At 60.8% G+C, this 21178-nt stretch carries 21 protein-coding genes and 2 tRNA genes; 14 read left to right on the top strand and 9 right to left on the bottom strand.

What is annotated here, in order from left to right; translation table 11 throughout:
* The first annotated feature begins 11 nt into the window (after nt 1-11).
* The 5 genes from ACK4HJ_RS12595 to ACK4HJ_RS12575 all read left to right on the top strand — a co-directional run bounded on the left by ACK4HJ_RS12595 (nt 12) and on the right by ACK4HJ_RS12575 (nt 3668).
* Nucleotides 12-1424: a cytochrome b gene (locus tag ACK4HJ_RS12595; protein ID WP_409831892.1), complete on the top strand. Its 1413-nt coding sequence runs from the start codon at nt 12-14 to the stop codon at nt 1422-1424.
* 18 nt (nt 1425-1442) lie between these two features.
* Nucleotides 1443-2201 (top strand): cytochrome c1, encoded by a 759-nt coding sequence (locus tag ACK4HJ_RS12590; protein WP_409831889.1) that lies wholly within the window; start codon nt 1443-1445, stop codon nt 2199-2201.
* 101 nt (nt 2202-2302) lie between these two features.
* The gene (locus tag ACK4HJ_RS12585; RefSeq protein WP_007854512.1) at nt 2303-2914 is read left to right on the top strand and encodes a glutathione S-transferase N-terminal domain-containing protein; all 612 of its coding nucleotides are present in this window, start codon (nt 2303-2305) and stop codon (nt 2912-2914) included.
* 61 nt (nt 2915-2975) lie between these two features.
* Nucleotides 2976-3542, top strand: coding sequence for a ClpXP protease specificity-enhancing factor (locus ACK4HJ_RS12580; protein ID WP_409831885.1), 567 nt, complete (start codon nt 2976-2978; stop codon nt 3540-3542).
* A 50-nt stretch (nt 3543-3592) separates the two neighbouring features.
* Nucleotides 3593-3668, top strand: a tRNA-Thr gene (locus ACK4HJ_RS12575).
* Between the two features lie 44 nt (nt 3669-3712).
* Here the strand turns inward: ACK4HJ_RS12575 and ACK4HJ_RS12570 are convergent.
* The gene (locus ACK4HJ_RS12570; protein WP_409831883.1) at nt 3713-4012 is read right to left on the bottom strand and encodes a hypothetical protein; all 300 of its coding nucleotides are present in this window, start codon (nt 4010-4012) and stop codon (nt 3713-3715) included.
* 32 nt (nt 4013-4044) lie between these two features.
* Between ACK4HJ_RS12570 and ACK4HJ_RS12565 the strand changes: the two genes are divergently transcribed.
* From ACK4HJ_RS12565 to ACK4HJ_RS12545, 5 genes are all read left to right on the top strand, one after another.
* Nucleotides 4045-5028, top strand: coding sequence for a M23 family metallopeptidase (locus ACK4HJ_RS12565; RefSeq protein WP_409831881.1), 984 nt, complete (start codon nt 4045-4047; stop codon nt 5026-5028).
* A 140-nt stretch (nt 5029-5168) separates the two neighbouring features.
* Complete coding sequence (gene secA, locus ACK4HJ_RS12560) at nt 5169-7922, top strand: preprotein translocase subunit SecA (RefSeq protein WP_409831879.1); 2754 nt, start codon at nt 5169-5171, stop codon at nt 7920-7922.
* A gap of 126 nt (nt 7923-8048) precedes the next feature.
* Nucleotides 8049-9278: a bifunctional glutamate N-acetyltransferase/amino-acid acetyltransferase ArgJ gene (argJ, locus tag ACK4HJ_RS12555; RefSeq protein ID WP_409831876.1), complete on the top strand. Its 1230-nt coding sequence runs from the start codon at nt 8049-8051 to the stop codon at nt 9276-9278.
* Between the two features lie 54 nt (nt 9279-9332).
* Nucleotides 9333-10199: an ATP-binding protein gene (locus ACK4HJ_RS12550; protein ID WP_409831874.1), complete on the top strand. Its 867-nt coding sequence runs from the start codon at nt 9333-9335 to the stop codon at nt 10197-10199.
* 60 nt (nt 10200-10259) lie between these two features.
* The gene (locus ACK4HJ_RS12545) at nt 10260-10700 is read left to right on the top strand and encodes an NUDIX domain-containing protein (RefSeq protein WP_409831871.1); all 441 of its coding nucleotides are present in this window, start codon (nt 10260-10262) and stop codon (nt 10698-10700) included.
* Between the two features lie 114 nt (nt 10701-10814).
* Here ACK4HJ_RS12545 and ACK4HJ_RS12540 read toward each other — a convergent pair whose 3' ends face one another.
* The 8 genes from ACK4HJ_RS12540 to ACK4HJ_RS12505 all read right to left on the bottom strand — a co-directional run bounded on the left by ACK4HJ_RS12540 (nt 10815) and on the right by ACK4HJ_RS12505 (nt 17638).
* On the bottom strand, nt 10815-11060 hold the full coding sequence (locus ACK4HJ_RS12540) for a DNA gyrase inhibitor YacG (protein WP_409831870.1): 246 nt from the start codon (nt 11058-11060) through the stop codon (nt 10815-10817).
* 97 nt (nt 11061-11157) lie between these two features.
* Nucleotides 11158-11913, bottom strand: coding sequence for a cell division protein ZapD (gene zapD / locus ACK4HJ_RS12535; RefSeq protein WP_409831868.1), 756 nt, complete (start codon nt 11911-11913; stop codon nt 11158-11160).
* Nucleotides 11914-11997: 84 nt separating this feature from the next.
* A complete protein-coding gene (gene coaE / locus ACK4HJ_RS12530; protein ID WP_409832167.1) occupies nt 11998-12591 on the bottom strand; it encodes a dephospho-CoA kinase in 594 nt (197 codons plus the stop codon).
* 47 nt (nt 12592-12638) lie between these two features.
* Nucleotides 12639-13508, bottom strand: coding sequence for a prepilin peptidase (locus ACK4HJ_RS12525; protein WP_409831866.1), 870 nt, complete (start codon nt 13506-13508; stop codon nt 12639-12641).
* On the bottom strand, nt 13508-14725 hold the full coding sequence (locus tag ACK4HJ_RS12520) for a type II secretion system F family protein (RefSeq protein ID WP_409831863.1): 1218 nt from the start codon (nt 14723-14725) through the stop codon (nt 13508-13510). The genes ACK4HJ_RS12525 and ACK4HJ_RS12520 overlap by 1 nt, the downstream gene beginning before the upstream one ends.
* A gap of 18 nt (nt 14726-14743) precedes the next feature.
* Nucleotides 14744-16483 carry a type IV-A pilus assembly ATPase PilB gene (pilB, locus tag ACK4HJ_RS12515; protein ID WP_409831861.1) on the bottom strand — a complete coding sequence of 580 codons (1740 nt, stop codon included), beginning with the start codon at nt 16481-16483 and terminating at the stop codon, nt 14744-14746.
* Between the two features lie 132 nt (nt 16484-16615).
* Nucleotides 16616-16692 (bottom strand) — tRNA-Pro (locus ACK4HJ_RS12510).
* Nucleotides 16693-16708: 16 nt separating this feature from the next.
* Nucleotides 16709-17638, bottom strand: a complete 930-nt coding sequence (locus ACK4HJ_RS12505; protein WP_409832166.1) for a polyprenyl synthetase family protein — start codon at nt 17636-17638, stop codon at nt 16709-16711.
* A 224-nt stretch (nt 17639-17862) separates the two neighbouring features.
* Between ACK4HJ_RS12505 and rplU the strand changes: the two genes are divergently transcribed.
* From rplU to proB, 4 genes are all read left to right on the top strand, one after another.
* Entirely contained in the window at nt 17863-18174 is a 312-nt protein-coding gene (rplU, locus tag ACK4HJ_RS12500; protein WP_005794184.1) for a 50S ribosomal protein L21, read from the top strand.
* 15 nt (nt 18175-18189) lie between these two features.
* On the top strand, nt 18190-18447 hold the full coding sequence (gene rpmA, locus ACK4HJ_RS12495; RefSeq protein ID WP_026437555.1) for a 50S ribosomal protein L27: 258 nt from the start codon (nt 18190-18192) through the stop codon (nt 18445-18447).
* Nucleotides 18448-18653: 206 nt separating this feature from the next.
* Nucleotides 18654-19724, top strand: a complete 1071-nt coding sequence (gene cgtA / locus ACK4HJ_RS12490; protein WP_409831858.1) for an Obg family GTPase CgtA — start codon at nt 18654-18656, stop codon at nt 19722-19724.
* A gap of 94 nt (nt 19725-19818) precedes the next feature.
* On the top strand, nt 19819-20961 hold the full coding sequence (proB, locus tag ACK4HJ_RS12485; protein ID WP_409831855.1) for a glutamate 5-kinase: 1143 nt from the start codon (nt 19819-19821) through the stop codon (nt 20959-20961).
* Nucleotides 20962-21178 lie beyond the last annotated feature (217 nt).

Below are 21178 nucleotides of genomic sequence, written 5' to 3'. Positions count from 1 at the left end.
GGTAAATCGACATGGCTGAATTCAAGGAAATCTCCCCCAACGCGTCGGCTGGTGCCAAGGTCACGAACTGGTTCGAAAACCGCTTCCCGACCGCCTTTGACGCCTACAAGGTTCACATGTCGGAGTACTACGCTCCGAAGAACTTCAACTTCTGGTACATCTTCGGCTCGCTGGCCCTGGTCGTGCTGGTGATTCAGATCGTGACCGGCATCTTCCTGGTCATGCACTACAAGCCCGACGCCAACCTGGCGTTCGCCTCGGTCGAATACATCATGCGCGATGTGCCGTGGGGCTGGCTCATCCGCTACATGCACTCCACAGGCGCTTCAGCGTTTTTTGTGGTGGTGTACCTGCACATGTTCCGCGGCCTCATCTACGGCAGTTACCGCAAGCCGCGCGAGCTGGTCTGGATCTTTGGTTGCGCCATCTTCTTGTGCCTGATGGCCGAGGCGTTCATGGGCTACCTGCTGCCCTGGGGCCAGATGTCGTACTGGGGCGCGCAGGTGATCGTGAACTTGTTCGCCGCCATTCCCTTCATCGGTCCCGACCTCGCGCTGCTGATCCGTGGCGACTTCGTGGTGGGCGATGCAACCTTGAACCGCTTCTTCAGCTTCCACGTGATCGCCGTGCCGCTGGTGCTGCTGGGCCTGGTGGTGGCGCACTTGCTGGCATTGCACGACGTGGGCTCCAACAACCCCGACGGCGTAGAAATCAAGGGCCCCCAGGCGCCCAAGGATGCCAATGGCAAGCCGCTCGATGGCGTGCCTTTCCACCCCTACTACACGGTGCACGACATCTTCGCGCTGAGCATGTTCCTCATGGCATTCACGGCCGTGGTGTTCTTTGCGCCGGAGTTCGGCGGCTACTTCCTGGAGTACAACAACTTCATCCCGGCTGACCCGCTGGTCACGCCGCTGCACATTGCGCCCGTCTGGTATTTCACGCCGTTCTATTCCATGCTGCGCGCTATCACCAGTGAGATGATGTACGCGCTGATCTTGTGCGTGGTGGCAGGCGCTGCGTTTGGTGTCTTCAAGGCCAAGCTGCCCAGCTTCGTGAAAGTGGGCATCGTGGGCGCCGCTGTGGTGGCCATCGCGCTGATGCTGGCCATTGACGCGAAGTTCTGGGGTGTGGTTGTCATGGGTGGTGCCGTGATCATCCTGTTCTTCCTGCCCTGGCTCGACTTCAGCCCGGTCAAGTCCATCCGTTACCGCCCCGACTGGCACAAGTACCTCTACGGCGTGTTCGTGATCAACTTCCTGATCCTGGGTTATCTGGGTGTGCAGCCGCCCTCGCCGATTGGCGAGCGTGTGTCGCAGGTGGGTACGCTGTTCTACTTCGGCTTCTTCCTGCTGATGCCGTGGTGGAGCCGCATTGGCGAGGCCAAGCCTGTGCCTGACCGCGTCACCTATGTTGCGCACTGAGCCCCGGAGATAACAACAATGAAGAAAATCATCCTCACGTTGGTGGCCGCGCTGGGTCTGGCTGCAGGTTCGGCCATGGCTGCTGGCGGTGGTATCCCGCTGGACAAGGCCCCAGGCAAGACCAATGACCTTGCCTCCTTGCAAAACGGTGCCAAGGTCTTCGTCAACTACTGCCTGAATTGCCACTCGGCAGCGTTCATGCGGTTTAACCGCCTGAAGGACATTGGTCTCACGGACCAGCAGATCAAGGACAACTTGCTGTTCACCACTGACAAGGTGGGCGAGACCATGAAGGCCGCGATCGACCCCAAGCAGGCGAAGGCCTGGTTTGGCGCCAATCCGCCTGACCTGACCGTGATCGCGCGTTCGCGCGCCGGTGCGGGCGGCTCGGGTGCCGACTACCTCTACACCTACCTGCGCACCTACTACCGCGACGACACAAAGCCCACGGGCTGGAACAACCTGGTGTTCCCCAACGTGGGCATGCCCCATGCGTTGTGGGAACTTCAGGGCGAACGCCGCCCAGTGTTCGAGGAGCATGAAAGCCACGGCCACAAGACCCAGGTCTTCAAGGGCTGGGAGCAGGTCAAACCCGGCCTCATGACCCCGCTGCAATACGACCAGACCGTGGGCGACCTCGTCAACTATATGCAGTGGATGGCCGAGCCCGCGCAGAACACCCGCAAGCGCGTGGGCGTGTGGGTGCTGATCTTCCTGGGCCTGTTCACGGTCATTGCCTGGAGGCTGAACGCGGCCTTCTGGAAAGATGTGAAGTAGTCGGAGCCACATCCAGCAAGGCACCCTCCGGGGTGCCATTGGTTTTTGCAGAGTGGGCGCTGTCGGCGTCCCACTCTTTTGATTTTTAGGAGCCTCCCACCATGATGGTGCTTTATTCGGGTACGACCTGTCCCTTCTCCCACCGCTGCCGTTTTGTCCTGTTTGAAAAGGGCATGGACTTTGAAATCCGCGATGTGGACCTGTACAACAAGCCCGAAGACATCAGCGTGATGAACCCCTACGGCCAGGTCCCGATCTTGGTCGAGCGCGACCTGATTCTGTACGAGTCGAACATCATCAACGAGTACATCGATGAGCGCTTTCCCCATCCGCAGCTGATGCCCGGCGACCCAGTCGACCGCGCCCGCGTGCGCCTGTTCCTGCTCAACTTCGAGAAGGAGTTGTTTGTGCACGTGAACATCCTGGAGTCCCGCGCCACCAAGGGCAACGAAAAGGCCCTCGAAAAAGCGCGTGCCCATATCCGCGACCGTCTCACGCAGCTGGCCCCTGTGTTCCTGAAGAACAAGTACATGCTGGGCGACAACTTCTCGATGCTGGACGTGGCCATTGCGCCGCTGCTGTGGCGCCTGGACTACTACGGCATCGACCTGTCGAAGAACGCTGCGCCGCTGCTGAAGTATGCCGAGCGCATCTTCTCGCGCCCCGCCTACATCGAGGCGCTGACGCCGTCCGAAAAGGTCATGCGCAAGTAAGCGCATCGTCCCGCTCCCGGCCTTCAACCCACCTGCAGCTGCTGCCCGAACACAACTGTCCATGAACGTCCCGGAATCCACATCCACTCGCCCTTACCTCATCCGTGCGCTCTATGAGTGGTGTACCGACAACGGACTGACGCCTTACGTGGCAGTGCGGGTGGACGATTCCGTGCAAGTTCCCCGCGAATATGTCAAGGACGGTGAGATCGTGCTGAACATCAGCTTCGACGCGACCAGCGCCTTGCAACTGGGCAACGACTACATCGAGTTCAAGGCACGCTTTGGCGGCAAGCCGCGCGAAATCCTGGTGCCCGTGGGGCGCGTGATTGCCATCTATGCGCGTGAAAACGGCCAGGGCATGGCGTTCCCGCCGCCCGTGGACATGCTTGCCGGTGGCGATGCCTCTGCCGCCAGCGCGGCATTGGCGGGCGCGTTGGCGCCTGTAGAGCCTGCCACGGCAGAGAGCGAGGGCAGTGGCAGCGGTGGGCCCGCCGCGTCCGCCGCAGAAGACCGTGTGGTGCAACTGGTCAGTGCGGACGACAGTAAAAAGGACGATGGCGGCGATGCCCCCCGGCCGCCGCCCACAGGGGGCGGCGCGCGCCCTTCGCTCAAGCGCGTGAAATAGCCCAGCCTTTCAATTTTGACGCCGGATTTTTCACATAGAATCCAGCGTTCGCCGGTTTAGCTCAGTTGGTAGAGCACCCGCCTTGTAAGCGGTAGGTCGTCAGTTCGATTCCGACAACCGGCACCATCTTCTCGTTTCTCGTACGCATTCCCGGGTTCTGGCGCAGGCCGTCAGGTTTGAACTTTCAGGCGAATCGCGTTAACCTCCCACCCCCGGCTGCGCAAATGCGCCTGTAACGCAGGCAGCAGCTGGCGGATTTTTGCCGCTGCGGCATTGCTTCGCACCAGCAGGCACCAGCTGTCCCCGTCGATAGGGCCAGCCAGGACCGCAGGGCGCAGGGCCGCTGGAATCAGCAATTCAATGGCCTTGAGCCGATCACTGGACTCGCGTGTCAGCGCTGTGAGCCTGGCCAGCGTAGGAGATTCCTGGCTGGCTTGCTGCAGGGTGACGGCGTAGTGGCGGCGATTCATGGCGTGGCGTCTTCGGGCGTGGAGAACAACTAGTGCATTTGATTATCACGGACGCCCGACTGGCGCGCAGCCGCGCCATCCATTTGTCGGGTACGCGTTTGATCCTGGCTGGCTTGGCGGTATCGCTGTGTCTCATGCTGGTGGCCGCCAGCCTCTATCACTGGGTGTTTCTCAAAGGCGCTCGCGAAGGGTGGCCCATTGTGGGTTCCCTGGTCCGGCTGGTGGTGAAGGACGAGTTTGCTGAGCGCGACCGCTTTATGCGCGCCAACCTCGATGCCATGGCGCGCCGTGTGGGCGAAATGCAGGCCCGCATGGTGCAGCTGGAATCGTTGGGTGAGCGCGTGCTGGGCCTGGCGGGCATGGCGCCATCCGATATCCAGAAAGTCGATGCGCGGGGCGGCGCGCTGGTCGGTGCGCGCGACATGTCGATGGAGCAATTGCAGGCCACGCTGGATGACCTTGAGAAGCTGACCAACCAGCGGGTGGACCTGATGACGGTGCTGGAATCGCGGCTGTTTGATCAGCACATTCGCAAGAAGATGATCCCCACCCATGCACCCGTGACGGGACGCACAGCCGGGTCAGCGTTTGGCTGGCGGGTGGACCCGATCACCGGTCAGTCTGCGCTGCACACAGGCCTGGATTTTCAGGCGGACACAGGGACGCCGATCCTCGCAGCGGCCGGGGGCGTGGTTGTCACGCAGGAATTTCATCCGGCCTACGGCAACATGATCGAGGTGGACCACGGCAACCAATTGGTCACGCGGTATGCCCACGCCTCCCGCACTCTGGTAAAACGGGGCGACATCGTGCGGCGGGGGCAGAAGATTGCGGAGGTGGGCACCACAGGACGGTCCACAGGGCCCCATCTGCACTTTGAAGTGCTCGTCCAAGGGGTGTTCCAAGATCCGCAGAAATTTCTCAGTGCCGGCGGTACACCCGCAGGCGCGCAGGTTGCGGCGGCAGAGTCTGCCGTGTTACCGGGTCTGCCGGCTGCCACTGCACCGGGCAGGTAAAATCGCGGGTCCGGCGTTCATGGCCCGGGTTGCAGGCGGTGCTTGCAATCTGCGGTGTAGAACCCACCTGAACTCAATTCATCTTAGGGATTTCGGTCGTCTGGCGCGCTGCACGCAGCGGGGCAGGCGGTCCTGCTCGCATGGCCACCAACTTCCTCACCAAACTATTCGGCAGCCGCAACGACCGGCTCCTCAAGCAGTACCGCAAGACGGTGAACCGCATCAATGCGATGGAACCGGACTTCGAGAAGCTGTCGGACGAGCAGCTCAAGGCCAAGACACAGGAGTTCAAGGATCGCGTGGCCAAGGGCGAGTCGCTGGACGGTATCCTCCCCGAGGCCTTTGCGGTGGTGCGGGAAGGCTCCAAACGCATCATGAAGATGCGGCACTTTGATGTGCAGCTGCTGGGCGGCATGGCGCTGCACTTTGGCAAGATTGCCGAAATGCGCACGGGCGAGGGCAAGACACTGACGGCCACGTTGCCCGTGTACCTGAATGCCCTGTCCGGCAAGGGCGTGCATGTGGTGACGGTGAACGATTACCTTGCCAATCGCGACGCCCAGTGGATGGGTCGTCTCTATAACTTCCTGGGGCTGACAGTGGGCATCAACCTGCCCAACATGCCGCGCGAGGAAAAGCAGGCCGCCTACCGCGCCGACATCACCTACGGCACCAACAACGAATACGGCTTCGACTACCTGCGCGACAACATGGTCTATGAAGCCGCAGACCGCGTGCAGCACGGCCTGAACTACGCCATCGTGGACGAGGTGGACTCCATCCTGATCGACGAGGCGCGCACTCCGCTCATCATCAGCGGCCAGGCCGAAGACCACACGGCCATGTACATCGCCATGAACAAGGTGGTGCCGCTGCTGGTGCGCCAGGAGGGCGAGGCCGACCCGCGCACCGGCGAGGGTGTCATCAAGCCGGGCGACTTCACGGTGGACGAAAAAAGCCACCAGATCATCCTGACTGAACAGGGCCACGAAACGGCCGAGCGCGTGCTGGCCAGCCATGGCTTGATTGCCGAAGGCGCCTCGGTGTACGACCCGGCCAACATCACGCTGATGCACCATCTGTATGCAGCGCTGCGGGCCAACCACCTGTATCACCGCGACCAGCACTACGTGGTGCAGAACGGCGAGATCGTGATCGTGGACGAGTTCACCGGTCGCCTCATGTCGGGCCGCCGCTGGAGCGAAGGCTTGCACCAGGCCGTCGAAGCCAAGGAAGGCGTGAACATCCAGGCCGAGAACCAGACGCTGGCGTCCATCACCTTCCAGAACTATTTCCGCCTGTACGGCAAGCTCGCCGGCATGACGGGCACGGCCGACACCGAGGCTTATGAGTTCCAGGAGATCTACGGCCTTGAGACCGTGGTGATCCCGCCCAACCGCGCAAGCCGCCGCGACGACCAGCTTGACCGCGTGTACAAGACCACGCGCGAAAAGTATGAAGCGGCCATCAAGGACATCCGTGAGTGCCACGAGCGCGGCCAGCCCGTGCTGGTGGGCACCACGTCCATTGAGAACTCCGAGATCATCGATCAGCTGCTCATCAAGGAAGGCCTGCCGCACCAGGTGCTCAACGCCAAGCAGCACGCGCGCGAAGCCGACATCGTGGCCCAGGCGGGGCGCGAGGGCATGATCACCATCGCCACCAACATGGCCGGCCGCGGCACCGATATCGTGCTGGGCGGCAACATCGAAAAGGATGTTGCGGCCATTGAAGCGGACGAGTCTTTGTCAGAGGCCGAACGCACCGCCAAGGTCGCGGCCCTGCGCGAGCAATGGAAGATTGATCACGAGAAGGTCAAGGCGCTGGGCGGTCTGCGCATCATCGCCACTGAGCGCCATGAATCTCGCCGTATCGACAACCAGCTGCGCGGCCGCTCGGGCCGCCAGGGCGACCCCGGCTCCTCGCGTTTCTACCTGGGGCTTGACGATTCGCTGATGCGCATCTTCGCGGGGGACCGCGTCAAGGCCATCATGGACCGCCTCAAGATGCCTGATGGCGAAGCCATCGAAGCTGGCATCGTGACCCGCAGCATCGAGTCTGCTCAGCGCAAGGTGGAAGCGCGCAACTTCGACGTCCGCAAGCAATTGCTGGAGTACGACGATGTAGCCAACGACCAGCGCAAGGTGATCTACCAGCAGCGCAACGACATCCTGGATGCGTCGGACCTGTCGGATGTGATCACCGCCATGCGCGAGGACTGCATGACCGACCTCGTGCGCCAGTACGTGCCCGTGGAATCGGTGGAAGAGCAGTGGGACCTTCCGGGTCTGGAAAAGGTGCTTGCCGACGAGTGGCATGTGTCGATTGCGCTGCAGCAAGAGGTGCAGGGCGCCAGCGCCATCACCGATGACGAGATCCTGGAGAAGGTGCTGCAGGCGGCCAATGCAGCGTTCGACGCCAAGGTGGAGCAGGTGGGCCGCGAGAACTTCACGCAGTTCGAACGTGTGGTGCTGCTGCAGAACTTTGACTCCAACTGGCGCGACCACCTTTCTGCGCTCGACTACCTTCGCCAAGGCATTCACCTGCGCGGCTACGCGCAAAAGCAGCCCAAGCAGGAATACAAGCGCGAGGCTTTCGAGCTGTTCCGCCAGCTGATCGATCAGGTCAAGAACGAAGTCACCAAGATCCTCATGACGGTGCAGGTGCAGTCGCAGGCGCAGCTGGACCAAGCCGCACAGGACATGGAAAGCCGCGCCGAAAGTATTTCGAACGTGACCTATACCGCCCCCACCGAGACCGGCGAGGTGGAGACCACGGTGGATGCACAGACCGTGGGCCAGGCGCTGCCGGAGGGTGTGCGCGTGGGGCGCAACGACCCGTGCCCCTGCGGCAGCGGCAAGAAGTACAAGCAGTGCCACGGCAAGCTGGCATGACGCAGACCTGAAGCGGGTGTGATCGCCAGTTGACCTGCAAAGCAACACGGGCTGCGGCCCGTGTTTTCATTGGTGCGCCACGGTTTTCCGGATAATCGGCCGCAGTTTTTTTGAGAAAGACCTCCCATGCCCGTGAACTTACTTGCCCCCGTTGCAGGCGACCTGCATCCCATCTCCGGCGTGCGCATCGGCGTTGCCGAAGCCGGTGTCCGCAAGGCCAACCGCAAGGACCTGACCGTGTTCCTGCTCGACGAAGGGGCCAGCGTGGCGGGCGTGTTCACGCAGAACCGCTTTTGCGCCGCGCCGGTGCAGATCAGCCGCGATCACCTTGCCAGCGGCCAGCCTATCCGGGCCATGGTCATTAACACGGGCAATGCCAACGCCGGTACAGGCGCTGACGGTCTGGCGCGCGCACGCTCCACCTGTATTGCGCTGGCCCGCCAGCTCAGCGTGGCACCCGAGCAGATCCTGCCGTTCTCGACCGGCGTGATCATGGAGCCGCTGCCCAACGACCGCATCGAAGCGGGCCTGCCCGCTGCCATTGCCGATGCCCAGCCCGGCCACTGGGCGCGCGCCGCCGAAGGCATCATGACCACCGACACGCTGCCCAAGGCGTTCTCTGCGCAAGCGCAGGTGGGCGGCGCCACAGTGTCCATCACCGGCATCAGCAAGGGCGCGGGCATGATCCGCCCCAACATGGCCACCATGCTGGGTTTTCTGGCCACCGATGCCAGCGTGGCGCCCGGCGTGATGCAGCAGCTGGCGCGCGAACTGGCTGATGGATCCTTCAACCGCGTGACCATCGACGGCGACACCTCGACCAACGACTCCTTTGTCGTCATTGCCACCAACAAGGCAGCGCACCCGCCCATCACTTCGCTGGACAGTGCCGAGGGCCAGGCGCTGAAGGCGGCCATGCTCGCGGTGTCGCAAAAGCTGGCGCAGGCAATCGTGCGGGATGGCGAAGGCGCCACCAAGTTCATCACCGTGCGCGTGGAAGGCGGCAAGACGGGCGAAGAGTGCCGCAAGGTCGCCTATGCCATCGCCCATTCGCCCCTGGTGAAGACCGCCTTCTTTGCCAGCGACCCGAACCTGGGCCGCATCCTCGCCGCCGTGGGTTACGCGGGCATCGACGACCTGGACCAGACCGGCATCGACCTGTACCTGGACGACGTGCATGTCGCCAGGCAAGGCGGGCGCAACCCCGCTTACCGCGAGGAAGATGGCCAGCGCGTGATGAAACAAAGCGAGATCACCGTGCGCGTGCTGCTGGGCCGCGGCACTGCGGCTGACACCGTATGGACCTGCGATTTCAGCCACGAATACGTGACCATCAACGCGGACTACCGCTCCTGATCGCTTTGTTTTTGATAGCTGTTAGCGCTTTCTGGATAAGCGCTAGAGGCCAAAATGACTGAAAAATTCGAACGTTTGATGGCGAAGGCGGAGCAGCTCATGGCCCGCATCGAATCCGTCCTGCCGCAACCGCTCGGCGCGCCCGATTGGTCGGCCGCCATTGCCTGGCGCTACCGCAAGCGCAGCAGCGGCCACGGCACGCTGGAGCCCGTGCGCCATGTGGGCGCCATGCAATTGGCTGACCTCAAGGAAATCGAGCCGCAAAAAGAAAAGATCGAGCGCAACACCCAGCAATTTGTGGCGGGCAAGCCTGCCAACAACGTCTTGCTGACGGGCGCGCGGGGCACGGGTAAGTCGTCCCTCATCAAGGCCTGCCTGAACGTGTATGCCCCCCAGGGCCTGCGCCTGATCGAGGTGGACAAGGCCGACCTCACGGACCTGCCCGACATCGTCGATGTGGTGGCCGGTCGGCCGGAGAAATTCATCGTCTTTTGCGACGACCTGAGCTTTGAAGACGGCGAGCCCGGCTACAAGGCGCTCAAGTCCATCCTGGATGGTTCGGTGGCCGCAGCCACACCCAATGTGCTCATCTACGCAACCAGCAACCGTCGCCACCTGCTGCCCGAGTACATGGCAGAGAACCTGACCTACACCCACACGCCCGACGGCGAGGTGCACCCGGGCGAGGTGGTCGAAGAAAAAATCTCGCTGTCGGAGCGCTTCGGCCTGTGGGTGAGCTTCTACCCGTTCAGCCAGGAGGAGTACCTGACCATAGTCGCGCAATGGCTGTCGTCGCTGGGCGTCTCCGCCGCTGACATCGAAGCCGCGCGGCCCGAGGCCTTGGTGTGGGCGCTGGAGCGGGGCTCGCGCAGTGGCCGCGTGGCCTACCAGTTTGCGCGCGACTATGCGGGGCGCGCATGAGGATGATCGTGCCCCTGTACCGCGTTGTGGCGCTTGCACGGAACGTCAGGGAGGGGCAGCGTGACTGATGCCCGCAAACACACTGAAGTGGCCGTGGGGATCCTGCTGCGCGAGGACGGTGCCATGCTGCTGTCCACGCGGCCCCCGGGCAAACCGTACGCGGGCTATTGGGAGTTTCCTGGCGGCAAGCTGGAAGCGGGCGAGACCGTGGAAGAGGCCCTTCGCCGCGAGCTCATCGAAGAACTGGGCGTGACCATCGGGCCGGCCAGCGTCTGGAAAGTCACAGAACATGACTACCCCCACGCATTGGTCCGCCTGCACTGGTGCAAGGTCTGGGCGTGGACGGGGCAATTTGAAATGCGCGAGGGCCAGTCCATGGCTTGGCAGCACCTGCCCTTGACCGTATCGCCGGTGTTGCCCGGTGCCTACCCCGTATTGCAATGGCTGGCCGAGGAGCGGGGCGTGCCGCTGGAGGTAGCGGCGGCTCCATCGGCACCATAAAATTAATAGCTGTCAGCGCTTGATGGATAAGCGCTGGAGCCTGATTTGGCTATTTTTTCGCGGGCGAGCGAGCGTGCCTAACAGGGCAAGGGCAGGCCCCTGATTCCCGCCGCGTCAGTGTTCCAAGCGCGGGTCGCCGTACTGTGCATCGGCGGGCGGAGACTCGGCCGGCATCCGGAAATCCTCATTGGCCCACGCACCGAGGTCCACCTGTTTGCAGCGTTCGCTGCAGAAAGGACGGTAGGCATTGCTGGAGGCGTAGATGCTGTCGCCGCCACAAGCGGGGCAGGGGACGATACGGGACGCTGGCGCAGTGCTGGCGCCAGCGTTGTCGCGGTGGGGAGATTGGGGTCGGGCCATGGTCGGCGTCCTCCTGTGCTGCGCCGCGCATGCGCGGGGCTGGAAGTGTGGTGGTGGTCGTGGGGGCGGCTGCTGCAGTCTCAGCGGTCTGGCCTTGTCAGGCGCACAAGGTGAGCTCAAAAGCGGCGTCTTCGGCGCATGCGTGCAGACGGGTGTCATCGCCCAGGCGCATGAGCCGAACTGAAACAATCAAACGGTTGCCGCTGATCTCCGGAATCAGGTCGAGGGCAGGGTCGATGCGAAGTCGCAGCAGCTGGAACGTGCGGCCTTGCGGCAGATTCTGCTGAAACTGCCCGCGCTCGGCGGCTACTTTCTGGGGCACGCCGGAGTCTCGAAGCAGCTTGAGCAGCACGTAAATCGACTCGGCCAAGGGGGCCAGTGTGGAGGCCCAGTCCTCCAGCGCACGCTGTCGGGTTTCAGGCTCCTTGTGCTGCCAAGCGTAATAGGCTGGCAGATCAAACCCGCAGGTGCCGCCCGGAATGCCTACGCGGCTGCGTATGCTCATCAGCCAGTCGTTCTCGGTCAGCGCATGGCCCGATTTACCTGCCTGGGCGTTGAGAGCCGCGAAGCAGCGGTCCAGTTGCCCGATAACGGCGTTGAGCGCAGCCTCTGAAATGGAGGGGTTGCCGCGGTAGGCATCAAGTTGGTGCTTGTGCTTTTCAATGTCCTTGAGAACATCCGCCTTCAGGTCTGCACGCGCGGCCACGTCCATGATCTCGAAGATGGTGACCAGCGCGAAATGATGGTCCAGCGGATGAGCACGGGGAATCAGCTCGCCAAGCCGGCGGAAAAGCTGCTCAAGCCGCAGATAGGTTCTGAGACGCTCGTTGAAGGGATATTCGTAAAGGATCACGCTGGCGGGTTCCTGGGGCTCAGGTGCGGTTCTGACGCCGGTGGCGCACGGCATGGGACGAAAGCCCAAACGGTTTCGCCTGCATCATAGCCCGAACAGCGCGCCCGTCTGCCTCGTGCAGGCGTGCAACTCTTCCAGCGTGCAATCGGCGTCGTTCATGATGACCACGTCGGCCACTGCACGGCGGGAAGCGCGGCTGGCTTGTGAGGCGATGATGCCCCGTACGGTTTCGGGGGGCAGGCCATTGCGGCGCACGACCCGGTCCACCTGCGTGACCTCCGAGCAATCCACCACGACAATCGCATCCAGCCGGCGGGGCCACCTGCCCGATTCGGCCAACAGCGGGATGTCGAACACCACCACCGTGGCCCCTGCCTCCGCAGCGCGCTGCGCAGCCTCGTCACTGTGCAGCGTCACCAGCGGGTGCACGATGGCCTCCAACTTTGCCCGTGCGTCTGGCTCGCTGAATGCCAGCGCTCGCATGCGGACCCTGTCCAAGGCGCCCGTGGCATCGACGAACGCATCGCCAAATATGGAACGAATGGCGGGCATGGCGGCTCCATGCGGCCCGGTCACACTGCGGGCGATCTGGTCAGCGTCTACCAGCACCGCGCCTTGTGCAGCGAGCATGCCCCCCACTGTGCTCTTGCCGCTGCCAATGCCGCCGGTCAATCCCATGCGCAATGGCACGCGCAGCGTGGGCTGGACTGTCGTTGTCACGCCAGTCAGAGGCCGAATAGCCTCAGAACGGTATCCAGAATGGCCTGCGGTCCAAAGATCATGGCCGTGAATCCGGCTCCCACCAGGAAGGGCCCGAACGGCACGTAGCCCCCCTCGCGCAGGCTGCTGAAAATCTTCATGGCGATGCCTACGACCGCACCAATGACAGACGACATCAGGATGATCGGAACCAGTGCCTGCCAGCCAAACCATGCGCCCAGGGCCGCAAACAGCTTGAAATCGCCGTAGCCCATGCCTTCCTTGCCGGTGACCAACTTGAACGCCCAGTACACCGTCCACAGTGACAGATACCCCGCAGCCGCACCCATCACCGATGCATGTAGAGGGACGGACGTCCACTGGAGCCCCGAAGCGAGCAACCCTGCCCATAAAAGCGGAAGCGTGATGTCGTCGGGAAGCAGCGTGGTGTCCCAGTCAATGAACGCGAGCGCGATCATGGCTGCGGAAAAAAAGCACCACACTGCTCCAGTGGGCGTGAGCCCCCACCGCTGGATGCACAGAAAGAACAGCGCACCGGTGGCAAGCTCCACCAGCGGGTAGCGTGGGCTGATACGTGTCTTGCAGGCCGAACACCGCCCGCGCAGGAACAGGTAGCTCAACACAGGAATATTCTCGTACCACTGCACCATGTGCCCGCAGGCTTGGCAGCGCGACCGCGGGACCATCAGGTTGAATGGCTCGGGCGTCGGAGCTGGCTCCCGGCCCGCCTGCGCCGCCTGAAAGGCCTCGGCCTCCATCGCCCACTGCCGCTCCATGATCTTGGGCAGGCGGTAGATAACCACGTTCAGAAAACTGCCGATCAAGAGCCCGAAAACACCTCCGAGGGCCGTATTAACCCAAACATCCACTTCCATTACACGACTTGGCCGAGCTTGAAGATGGGCAGGTACATCGACACCACGATGCCGCCAATGAGTGTGCCGAGGAACACGATGATGATGGGCTCCATCAGGCTGGACAGGCCCGCGACCATTTCATCCACTTCGGCTTCGTAAAAATCTGCTGCCTTGCCGAGCATGTGGTCGATGGAACCGGATTCTTCCCCAATGGCGCACATCTGCAGAACCATGGACGGGAAAATGTTGGCGTTGCCCATGGCAGCCGTCAGGCTGGTCCCGGTAGACACCTCTTGCTGAATTTTTTCGGTGGCCATGGAATACACGGAGTTTCCAGACGCGCCGCCCACGGAATCCAATGCCTCAACCAGTGGTACGCCTGCGGCAAACATGGTGGACAGCGTTCGGGTCCAACGCGCGACGCAGGATTTTTCCACCAAGGCGCCAAAGATTGGTACCTTGAGCAGGATGCGGTCCATGAACATCTGCATCTTTTCATTGCGCTTCCACGCCTGCATGAAAAAATAAACACTCCCGCCAATCCCTCCAAAAATCAGCCACCACCATTTCACAAAAATTTCACTGATGGCCATCACGAACAGGGTGGGAGCGGGGAGGTCGGCTCCGAAAGAGCTGAAAACCTCCTTAAACGCAGGAATAACGAAAATCATGATCACCGCAACGACCACGAAAGCCACAATGATCACCGAGATGGGGTACATCAAGGCAGATCGGATTTTCGATTTGATCGCCTCGGTTTTTTCCATATACGTTGCCAGACGATCCAGCAACGCTTCAAGAATACCGGCAGCCTCACCTGCTTCCACTAGATTGCAGTAAAGGCTATCGAAATACATCGGATGCTTGCGGAAAGCCGCATTGAGCGAAGTGCCCGTTTCTACATCCGTACGGATGTCATTGAGCAACTTGGTTACGCTGGCATTGGTATTTCCCCGTCCCACAATGTCAAACGACTGCAACAGCGGGACACCGGCCTTCATCATCGTGGCCAACTGGCGAGTAAAAAGTGCAATATCCTTGGGTTTGATTTTTTTGCCAGAGCGCATCCGGCGTTTTTTAATTTTTGTCGGGAACACGCCCTGACGGCGAAGTGTTGCCTGTACTTGATTTTCACCTGAGGCTCGCACTTCTCCGCGAACAATTTTTCCGTGCCGGTCCTTGCCTTCCCATTCAAAAACGAAGTCTTTGATGTCTCTTGATGTTGCGGTCGCCATACTAATCCCTCATGAGCATTATTCGTTGGTGACTGCCAACACTTCCTCTAACGAAGTCAGTCCCATTTTGGCCTTGTACAAGCCGGATTCGCGCAAGGATCGCACGCCCTCCGCCTTGGCTTGCTCGGCGATTTCCAGTGCACTGCCATCGCGCAAAATAATACGTTGGATGTCTTCGGATATTGGCATCACCTGGTAAATACCGACCCGGCCCTTGTATCCATTGTTGCAGGCTGAGCAACCCACTGGGCGGTAAGTAACCCAGGATCCGTCGAGCTCTTCTTCTGAATAGCCGGCTTCCAACAAAGCTTCGTGCGGGATGTCGGCTGGCGCCTTGCAAACTGGGCACAGTCGCCGCGCCAAGCGCTGGGCGGTGATCAAGATCACGCTGGAGGCGATATTGAAGGGCGCTATGCCCATGTTGCGCATCCGTGTGAGTGTCGTCGGCGCGTCGTTTGTGTGAAGGGTCGACAACACCAAGTGACCTGTTTGCGCCGCTTTGATCGAAATGTCTGCCGTCTCCAGATCCCGGATTTCACCGACCATGATAATGTCGGGATCCTGTCGAAGAAATGATTTCAGGGCCACTGCAAACGTCAACCCCGCCTTCTCATTCACATTGACCTGATTGACACCTGGAAGATTGATTTCGGAAGGGTCTTCGGCCGTGGCAATATTCACGCCTGGCTTGTTGAGAAGATTCAAGCAGGTGTACAACGACACGGTCTTGCCGGAGCCAGTGGGCCCCGTGACCAGAATCATTCCGTAGGGCCTGCCAATCGCTTGCAACAAGCGTTCTTTTTCTATCGGCTCGTAACCTAGCGCATCAATCCCAAGTTTTGCACTGCTGGGATCGAGGATACGAATAACAATTTTTTCACCGAACAGTGTGGGGAGGGTGCTCACCCGAAAGTCGATGACCCTATCCGGGCCAACTTTCAGCTTCATGCGTCCGTCTTGCGGAACTCGTTTTTCTGAGATGTCCAGCCGCGAAATCACCTTGATGCGGGAGGCTAGCTTGTCCTTGATTGCGATGGGGGGAGAAGCGATCTCGCGTAACTCGCCGTCAATCCGGAAACGAACGCGGTATTGGTGCTCGTAGGGCTCAAAGTGCAAATCCGATGCGCGCATATTGAACGCATCCAGGAGCATCTTGTGCAGAAACTTAACGATTGGGGCGTCTTCAACGTCAGTCGTACCGGGGTCATTTGCCTCCGGCGCATCCTCTACCGGGACATCGTCGAACTCAAAATCCCCACCTCCACCAGAAAGTGTGTCCAGCGTTTCCCCAGCGGATTTTGTGGTGGCTTCGACGAGTTTACTGAGTTTGTCATACTCGGCAATAATCCAATCAACACCCATTTGGGTGGTGAACTTTATTTTCTCAGCAGCTTCTTGGTCTGTCGGGTCTGCTGTGGCAACTATCAGCCGATTATTCCGCTTGCTGAGAACAACGACTCGGTAGGCTTGGCAGATCTTGGCGTCGAGCAATTCCTTCGGAAGCCGTAAGGGATCTATTGCATCCAAATCAAGAAGCGGCGCCCCAAAAACGGCCGATACCGTGTGGGCCAAATCTGCAGCTGAGACTGCCCCCGAACCTGTCAATTCGGCTATAAAACTCGTGCGACTAATTTGTGATTTTTTGTAAATATCCTCGGCCGACTTCTGCGTCAGCTTGCCAGCGGACATCAGCGCGCGGCCAAGACCTGGCAACGCGACCGCAGAAGCTTCTTTGGGGAGGGTATCAACAGCGGCCATGTAACCGGTAATGTGTTAGGTGTGGAAAAGAAACCATCCTATCATCACCCATCATCCACGGGCTGTACAGCGCACGATATTGGCAACTGCGCCACAAAAGAGGCGCAATTGCGTAAATTTTGGCGTTAATTCTGGTCGGGGTGAGAGGATTCGAACCTCCGGCCTCTACGTCCCGAACGTAGCGCTCTACCAGGCTAAGCTACACCCCGACAATCTCAACGCCTGTCAATGGCGCCGAGTAAGTAGTTGATTGGCCAATTCTAGCAAGGCGTTTGTGTATGGATTCGAGGGTAGCTGTTCTGTGGCTGCCATGGCGCGCGACGCTTCTGCATGCGCGGCTGCACGGGTTATCTCCAGGGCTCCCGTACTGCGCACGATCTCTACGATTTCCACGAGTTGTTCCGTCGAACCCTGTTCGATGGCTTGCCTTACTGTCCGCGCCTGCGCAGGGGTGCCACGCTGCATGGCAGCAATAAGGGGAAGGGTGGACTTGCCTTCGCGCAGGTCATCGCCCAGGTTTTTACCCATCTCGGCGGAGTCTCCATCGTAGTCCAGCACGTCATCAATGATCTGGAAGGCGGTACCCAGGGCTTGACCATAGATGGCACATGCCTCCTCAATTTTAGGCGGGCTTTCGGCCAGAACTGCTCCCAAGCGGGCGCTTGCCTCAAAGAGCTTGGCGGTTTTGGAGCGGATTACGCGAAGGTAGCCTGCTTCATCCAGCGATGCATCGTGCATGTTCATCAACTGTAGGACCTCCCCTTCGGCGATCACATTGGTGGCCTCTGAGAGAATTTCCATGATGCGCATGCTTCCAGCCTCCACCATCATCTGGAACGAGCGGGTATGCAAGAAGTCGCCCACGAGAACGCTTGCAGGGTTGCCAAAGGTTTCGTTGGCTGTTGGGCGTCCGCGGCGTAGTGTGGATGCATCGACCACATCGTCATGGAGCAGGGTGGCGGTGTGAATGAGCTCGACCACGGCAGCTAGGCTGTGGTGATGCCGCCCTTGGTACCCGAGTGCGCCGCATACCAGCAGGAGCAGGGCAGGGCGCAGGCGCTTGCCTCCTGCCGCAATGATGTACTGCGATATCTGCGCCACGAGGGGCACGCTGGACGTGAGGCGCTGACCGATGACCTTGTCAACCTCGTGCATGTCTTGGGCAACGAGCGCGAGGGGCGATGCGGGGGGGGCTGTGAGATCGGTCAAGATGGTGGTCGCAGAAAGTGCCGGGATTATAGGAAGACCCTGAGTGCTGGTGCGGGGGGCACAAGCGGTGGACGGACGTCTGTGTGAGGGGCTGGTGCAGACTTGCTCGCTGCGCTACAATCGCAGGCTCTGCGGAAATCCGTCTGCAGAACTCATATCAAGAGGTCAACATGTACGCGGTCATAAAAACCGGCGGCAAGCAGTATCGCGTTGCTTCCGGCGAAAAAATTAAAGTAGAACAGATTGCTGCGGACGTAGGCCAGGAGATCGTGATCGACCAAGTTCTGGCTGTCGGCAACGGCGCTGAACTGAAGGTTGGTACACCCCTGGTGTCCGGCGCAACCGTGAAAGCCACCGTCGTGGCCCACGGCAAGCACGACAAAGTGCACATCTTCAAGATGCGCCGTCGCAAGCACTATCAAAAACGCCAAGGCCATCGCCAGCAGTTCACTGAGCTGCAAATCGGTGCGATTGCTGCTTAATCGAAGGAGCTAGTCATGGCACAGAAAAAAGGCGGCGGCTCTACGCGAAACGGGCGCGACTCCAAGCCAAAGATGCTAGGTGTGAAGGCGTTCGGTGGTGAATTGATCAGCGCAGGTTCGATCATCGTGCGCCAGCGCGGCACGCGTTTCCACCCCGGCAGCAATGTGGGTGTGGGCAAGGACCACACCCTGTTCGCCCTGGTGGACGGCCATGTGTCGTTCGGTACCAAGGGCGCATTGTCCAAGCACACGGTCAATGTGACGCCAGCCTGAGGCTCGCCCTCGGCAAACCAACGAAGCCCCGCTCTGCCGGGGCTTTGTTGTTTGGTCGATACGCTGGTGTGCAGCTGCCGTATCACAAAGTCTTCGGTGTCTTTCTAGATGCCAATTTGCTCTTGCCGGTCAGCCAAGATGAGGCGGCTTAATGTTGAAGAGCTAAGGCGCGCCAATACAGCGCCATTTTGTAAACTGGATACCCCATGAAGTTCGTCGATGAAGCCTTTATTGACATTGCTGCCGGTGACGGCGGCAATGGCTGCGTGTCGTTTCGGCACGAAAAGTACAAGGAGTTCGGCGGGCCCAATGGGGGGGATGGCGGGCGAGGCGGGCACGTTTTTGCCGTGGCCGATCCCAATTTGAACACCCTGGTCGACTACCGCTATTCGCGCCGCCACGAGGCCAAGCGGGGTGAGCACGGCATGGGTTCGGACATGTTTGGTGCGGCCGGCGCTGACATTACCCTGAAGATGCCGGTAGGGACCATCATCAGCGACGCCGAAACGGGCGAGGTGCTGTACGAACTGCTAACCCCCGGCGAGATGATCACGATCGCCAAAGGTGGCGATGGCGGCTTTGGGAATCTGCGATTCAAGAGTGCCATTAACCGCGCGCCGCGGCAGAAAACGCCGGGCTGGCCAGGCGAGAAGAAGAACCTGAAGCTGGAACTCAAGGTGCTTGCCGATGTGGGACTGCTGGGCATGCCCAATGCGGGCAAGTCCACGTTCATCACCGCTGTTTCCAATGCCCGGCCCAAGATCGCTGACTACCCCTTCACCACTTTGCACCCCAATCTGGGCGTCGTGCGCGTGGGGCCGGAGCAGAGTTTTGTGGTGGCCGACATTCCGGGGCTGATTGAAGGGGCGTCCGAAGGCGCGGGCCTGGGCCATCAGTTCTTGCGCCATCTGCAACGCACGCGGCTGCTGCTGCATATCGTGGACCTGGCGCCGTTTGATGACAGCATCGACCCTGTGGCGCAGGCCAAAGCCATCGTCAACGAGCTGAAAAAATACGACCAAGAGCTCTATAACAAGCCTCGGTGGCTCGTGCTTAACAAGCTGGACATGATTCCCGCAGACGAGCGCGAAGCGCGCTCGAAGGATTTTGTGAAACGCTTCAAGTGGAAGGGGCCGGTTTTTGAAATTTCGGCCCTCACGCGCGAGGGATGCGAACCCCTGATCCACGCGATCTTCCGGCACGTACAGGCAGAGCAGCGCGTGGAGAATCAACCGGTGGAGGTGGATCCCCGCTTTGCAGGCGACACGCCAGCCTGATTGAGATCGGGTACCACTGCCGTTTCTGATTGCTATATTATCAATAGCTGCTGGCGCTTTGTACATAAGCGCTAGAGGCTAAAAAGACTGAAAAATGGTTTCCAGCGTATTGCGAGATGCCCGCCGTATCGTCGTCAAAGTCGGCTCCAGCCTTGTCACCAACGAGGGGCGTGGGCTGGATGAAACAGCCATCGGGGAATGGAGCCGCCAGCTGGCTGCCCTGGTGCGCGGCGAAAGCGGCGCACCGCGCGAAGTGATCATGGTGTCCAGCGGCGCCATCGCTGAGGGCATGAAGCGCCTGGGTTGGTCCAGCCGTCCCCATGAGGTCCACGAATTGCAGGCTGCCGCAGCCGTAGGGCAAATGGGGTTGGCGCAGATGTACGAGACCAAATTGCGCGAGCAGGGTATGGGTAGTGCGCAGGTATTGCTCACCCACGCCGATCTGGCCGACCGCGAGCGTTATCTGAATGCGCGGTCCACCCTGCTCACGCTGCTGCGACTGGGTGTGGTGCCCGTCATCAACGAGAACGACACCGTCGTCAACGACGAGATCAAGTTTGGCGACAACGACACGCTGGGGGCGTTGGTGGCCAACCTGGTAGAAGCCGATGCGCTGATCATCCTCACAGACCAGAAGGGGCTTTACACCGCCGATCCCCGCCGCGACCCCGCCGCGCAATTTGTCCATGAGGCGAAAGCGGGCGACCCGGCCCTGGAAGCCATGGCAGGTGGTGCAGGCTCCAGCATTGGCAAGGGCGGGATGATCACCAAGATTCTGGCGGCCAAGCGTGCGGCCGGTTCGGGCGCCTCCACCGTCATCGCCTGGGGGCGTGAGCCGGACGTGCTGCTCAGCTTGGTGCGCGGCGAGTCCATCGGCACGCTGCTGGTGGCACCCACGCAGAAGAAGCAGGCTCGCAAGCAATGGATGGCCGACCACCTGCAGATGCGTGGCGCCGTAGTGGTGGACGCAGGGGCTGCCGCCAAAGTGCGCGACGAAGGCAAGAGCCTGCTGCCTATCGGCATGACGGCCGTGGAGGGCGACTTCTCGCGCGGCGATGTGATTGCCATCCGCGACGCAGCGGGGGCTGAAATCGCCCGCGGCCTGGCCAACTATGCCGCAGCGGAGGCCCGCCGCCTGTGCCGCAAGCCGTCTGCGGAGTTCGAAGTCTTGCTCGGCTACATGGCCGAGCCGGAGATGGTGCACCGGGACAATCTGGTGCTGACAGCGTCCCAGTGACGGCCGGGCTGTGGTTTGGCTGTTTAGAGCGGTTTTCGTAGCCCACTGGAACAGCCAAAAAATAAGCCTGCGTCACTGCAGGCTTATTTTGGTAGCTGACCCGTCCTGAATAGCGTTGACACGAGGACCTTTCAAAAAGGGCATGTGTCATGGAATCGAGTGTCAAACGCACGCAGCGCGACTACACGCTGGCCTTTAAATTGGCGGTGGTGGAGCA

The sequence above is a fragment of the Acidovorax sp. genome (genome assembly GCF_046294525.1).
Taxonomy (GTDB): Bacteria; Pseudomonadota; Gammaproteobacteria; order Burkholderiales; family Burkholderiaceae_C; genus Acidovorax.
This window is presented reverse-complemented; position numbering and strand designations above follow the sequence as displayed.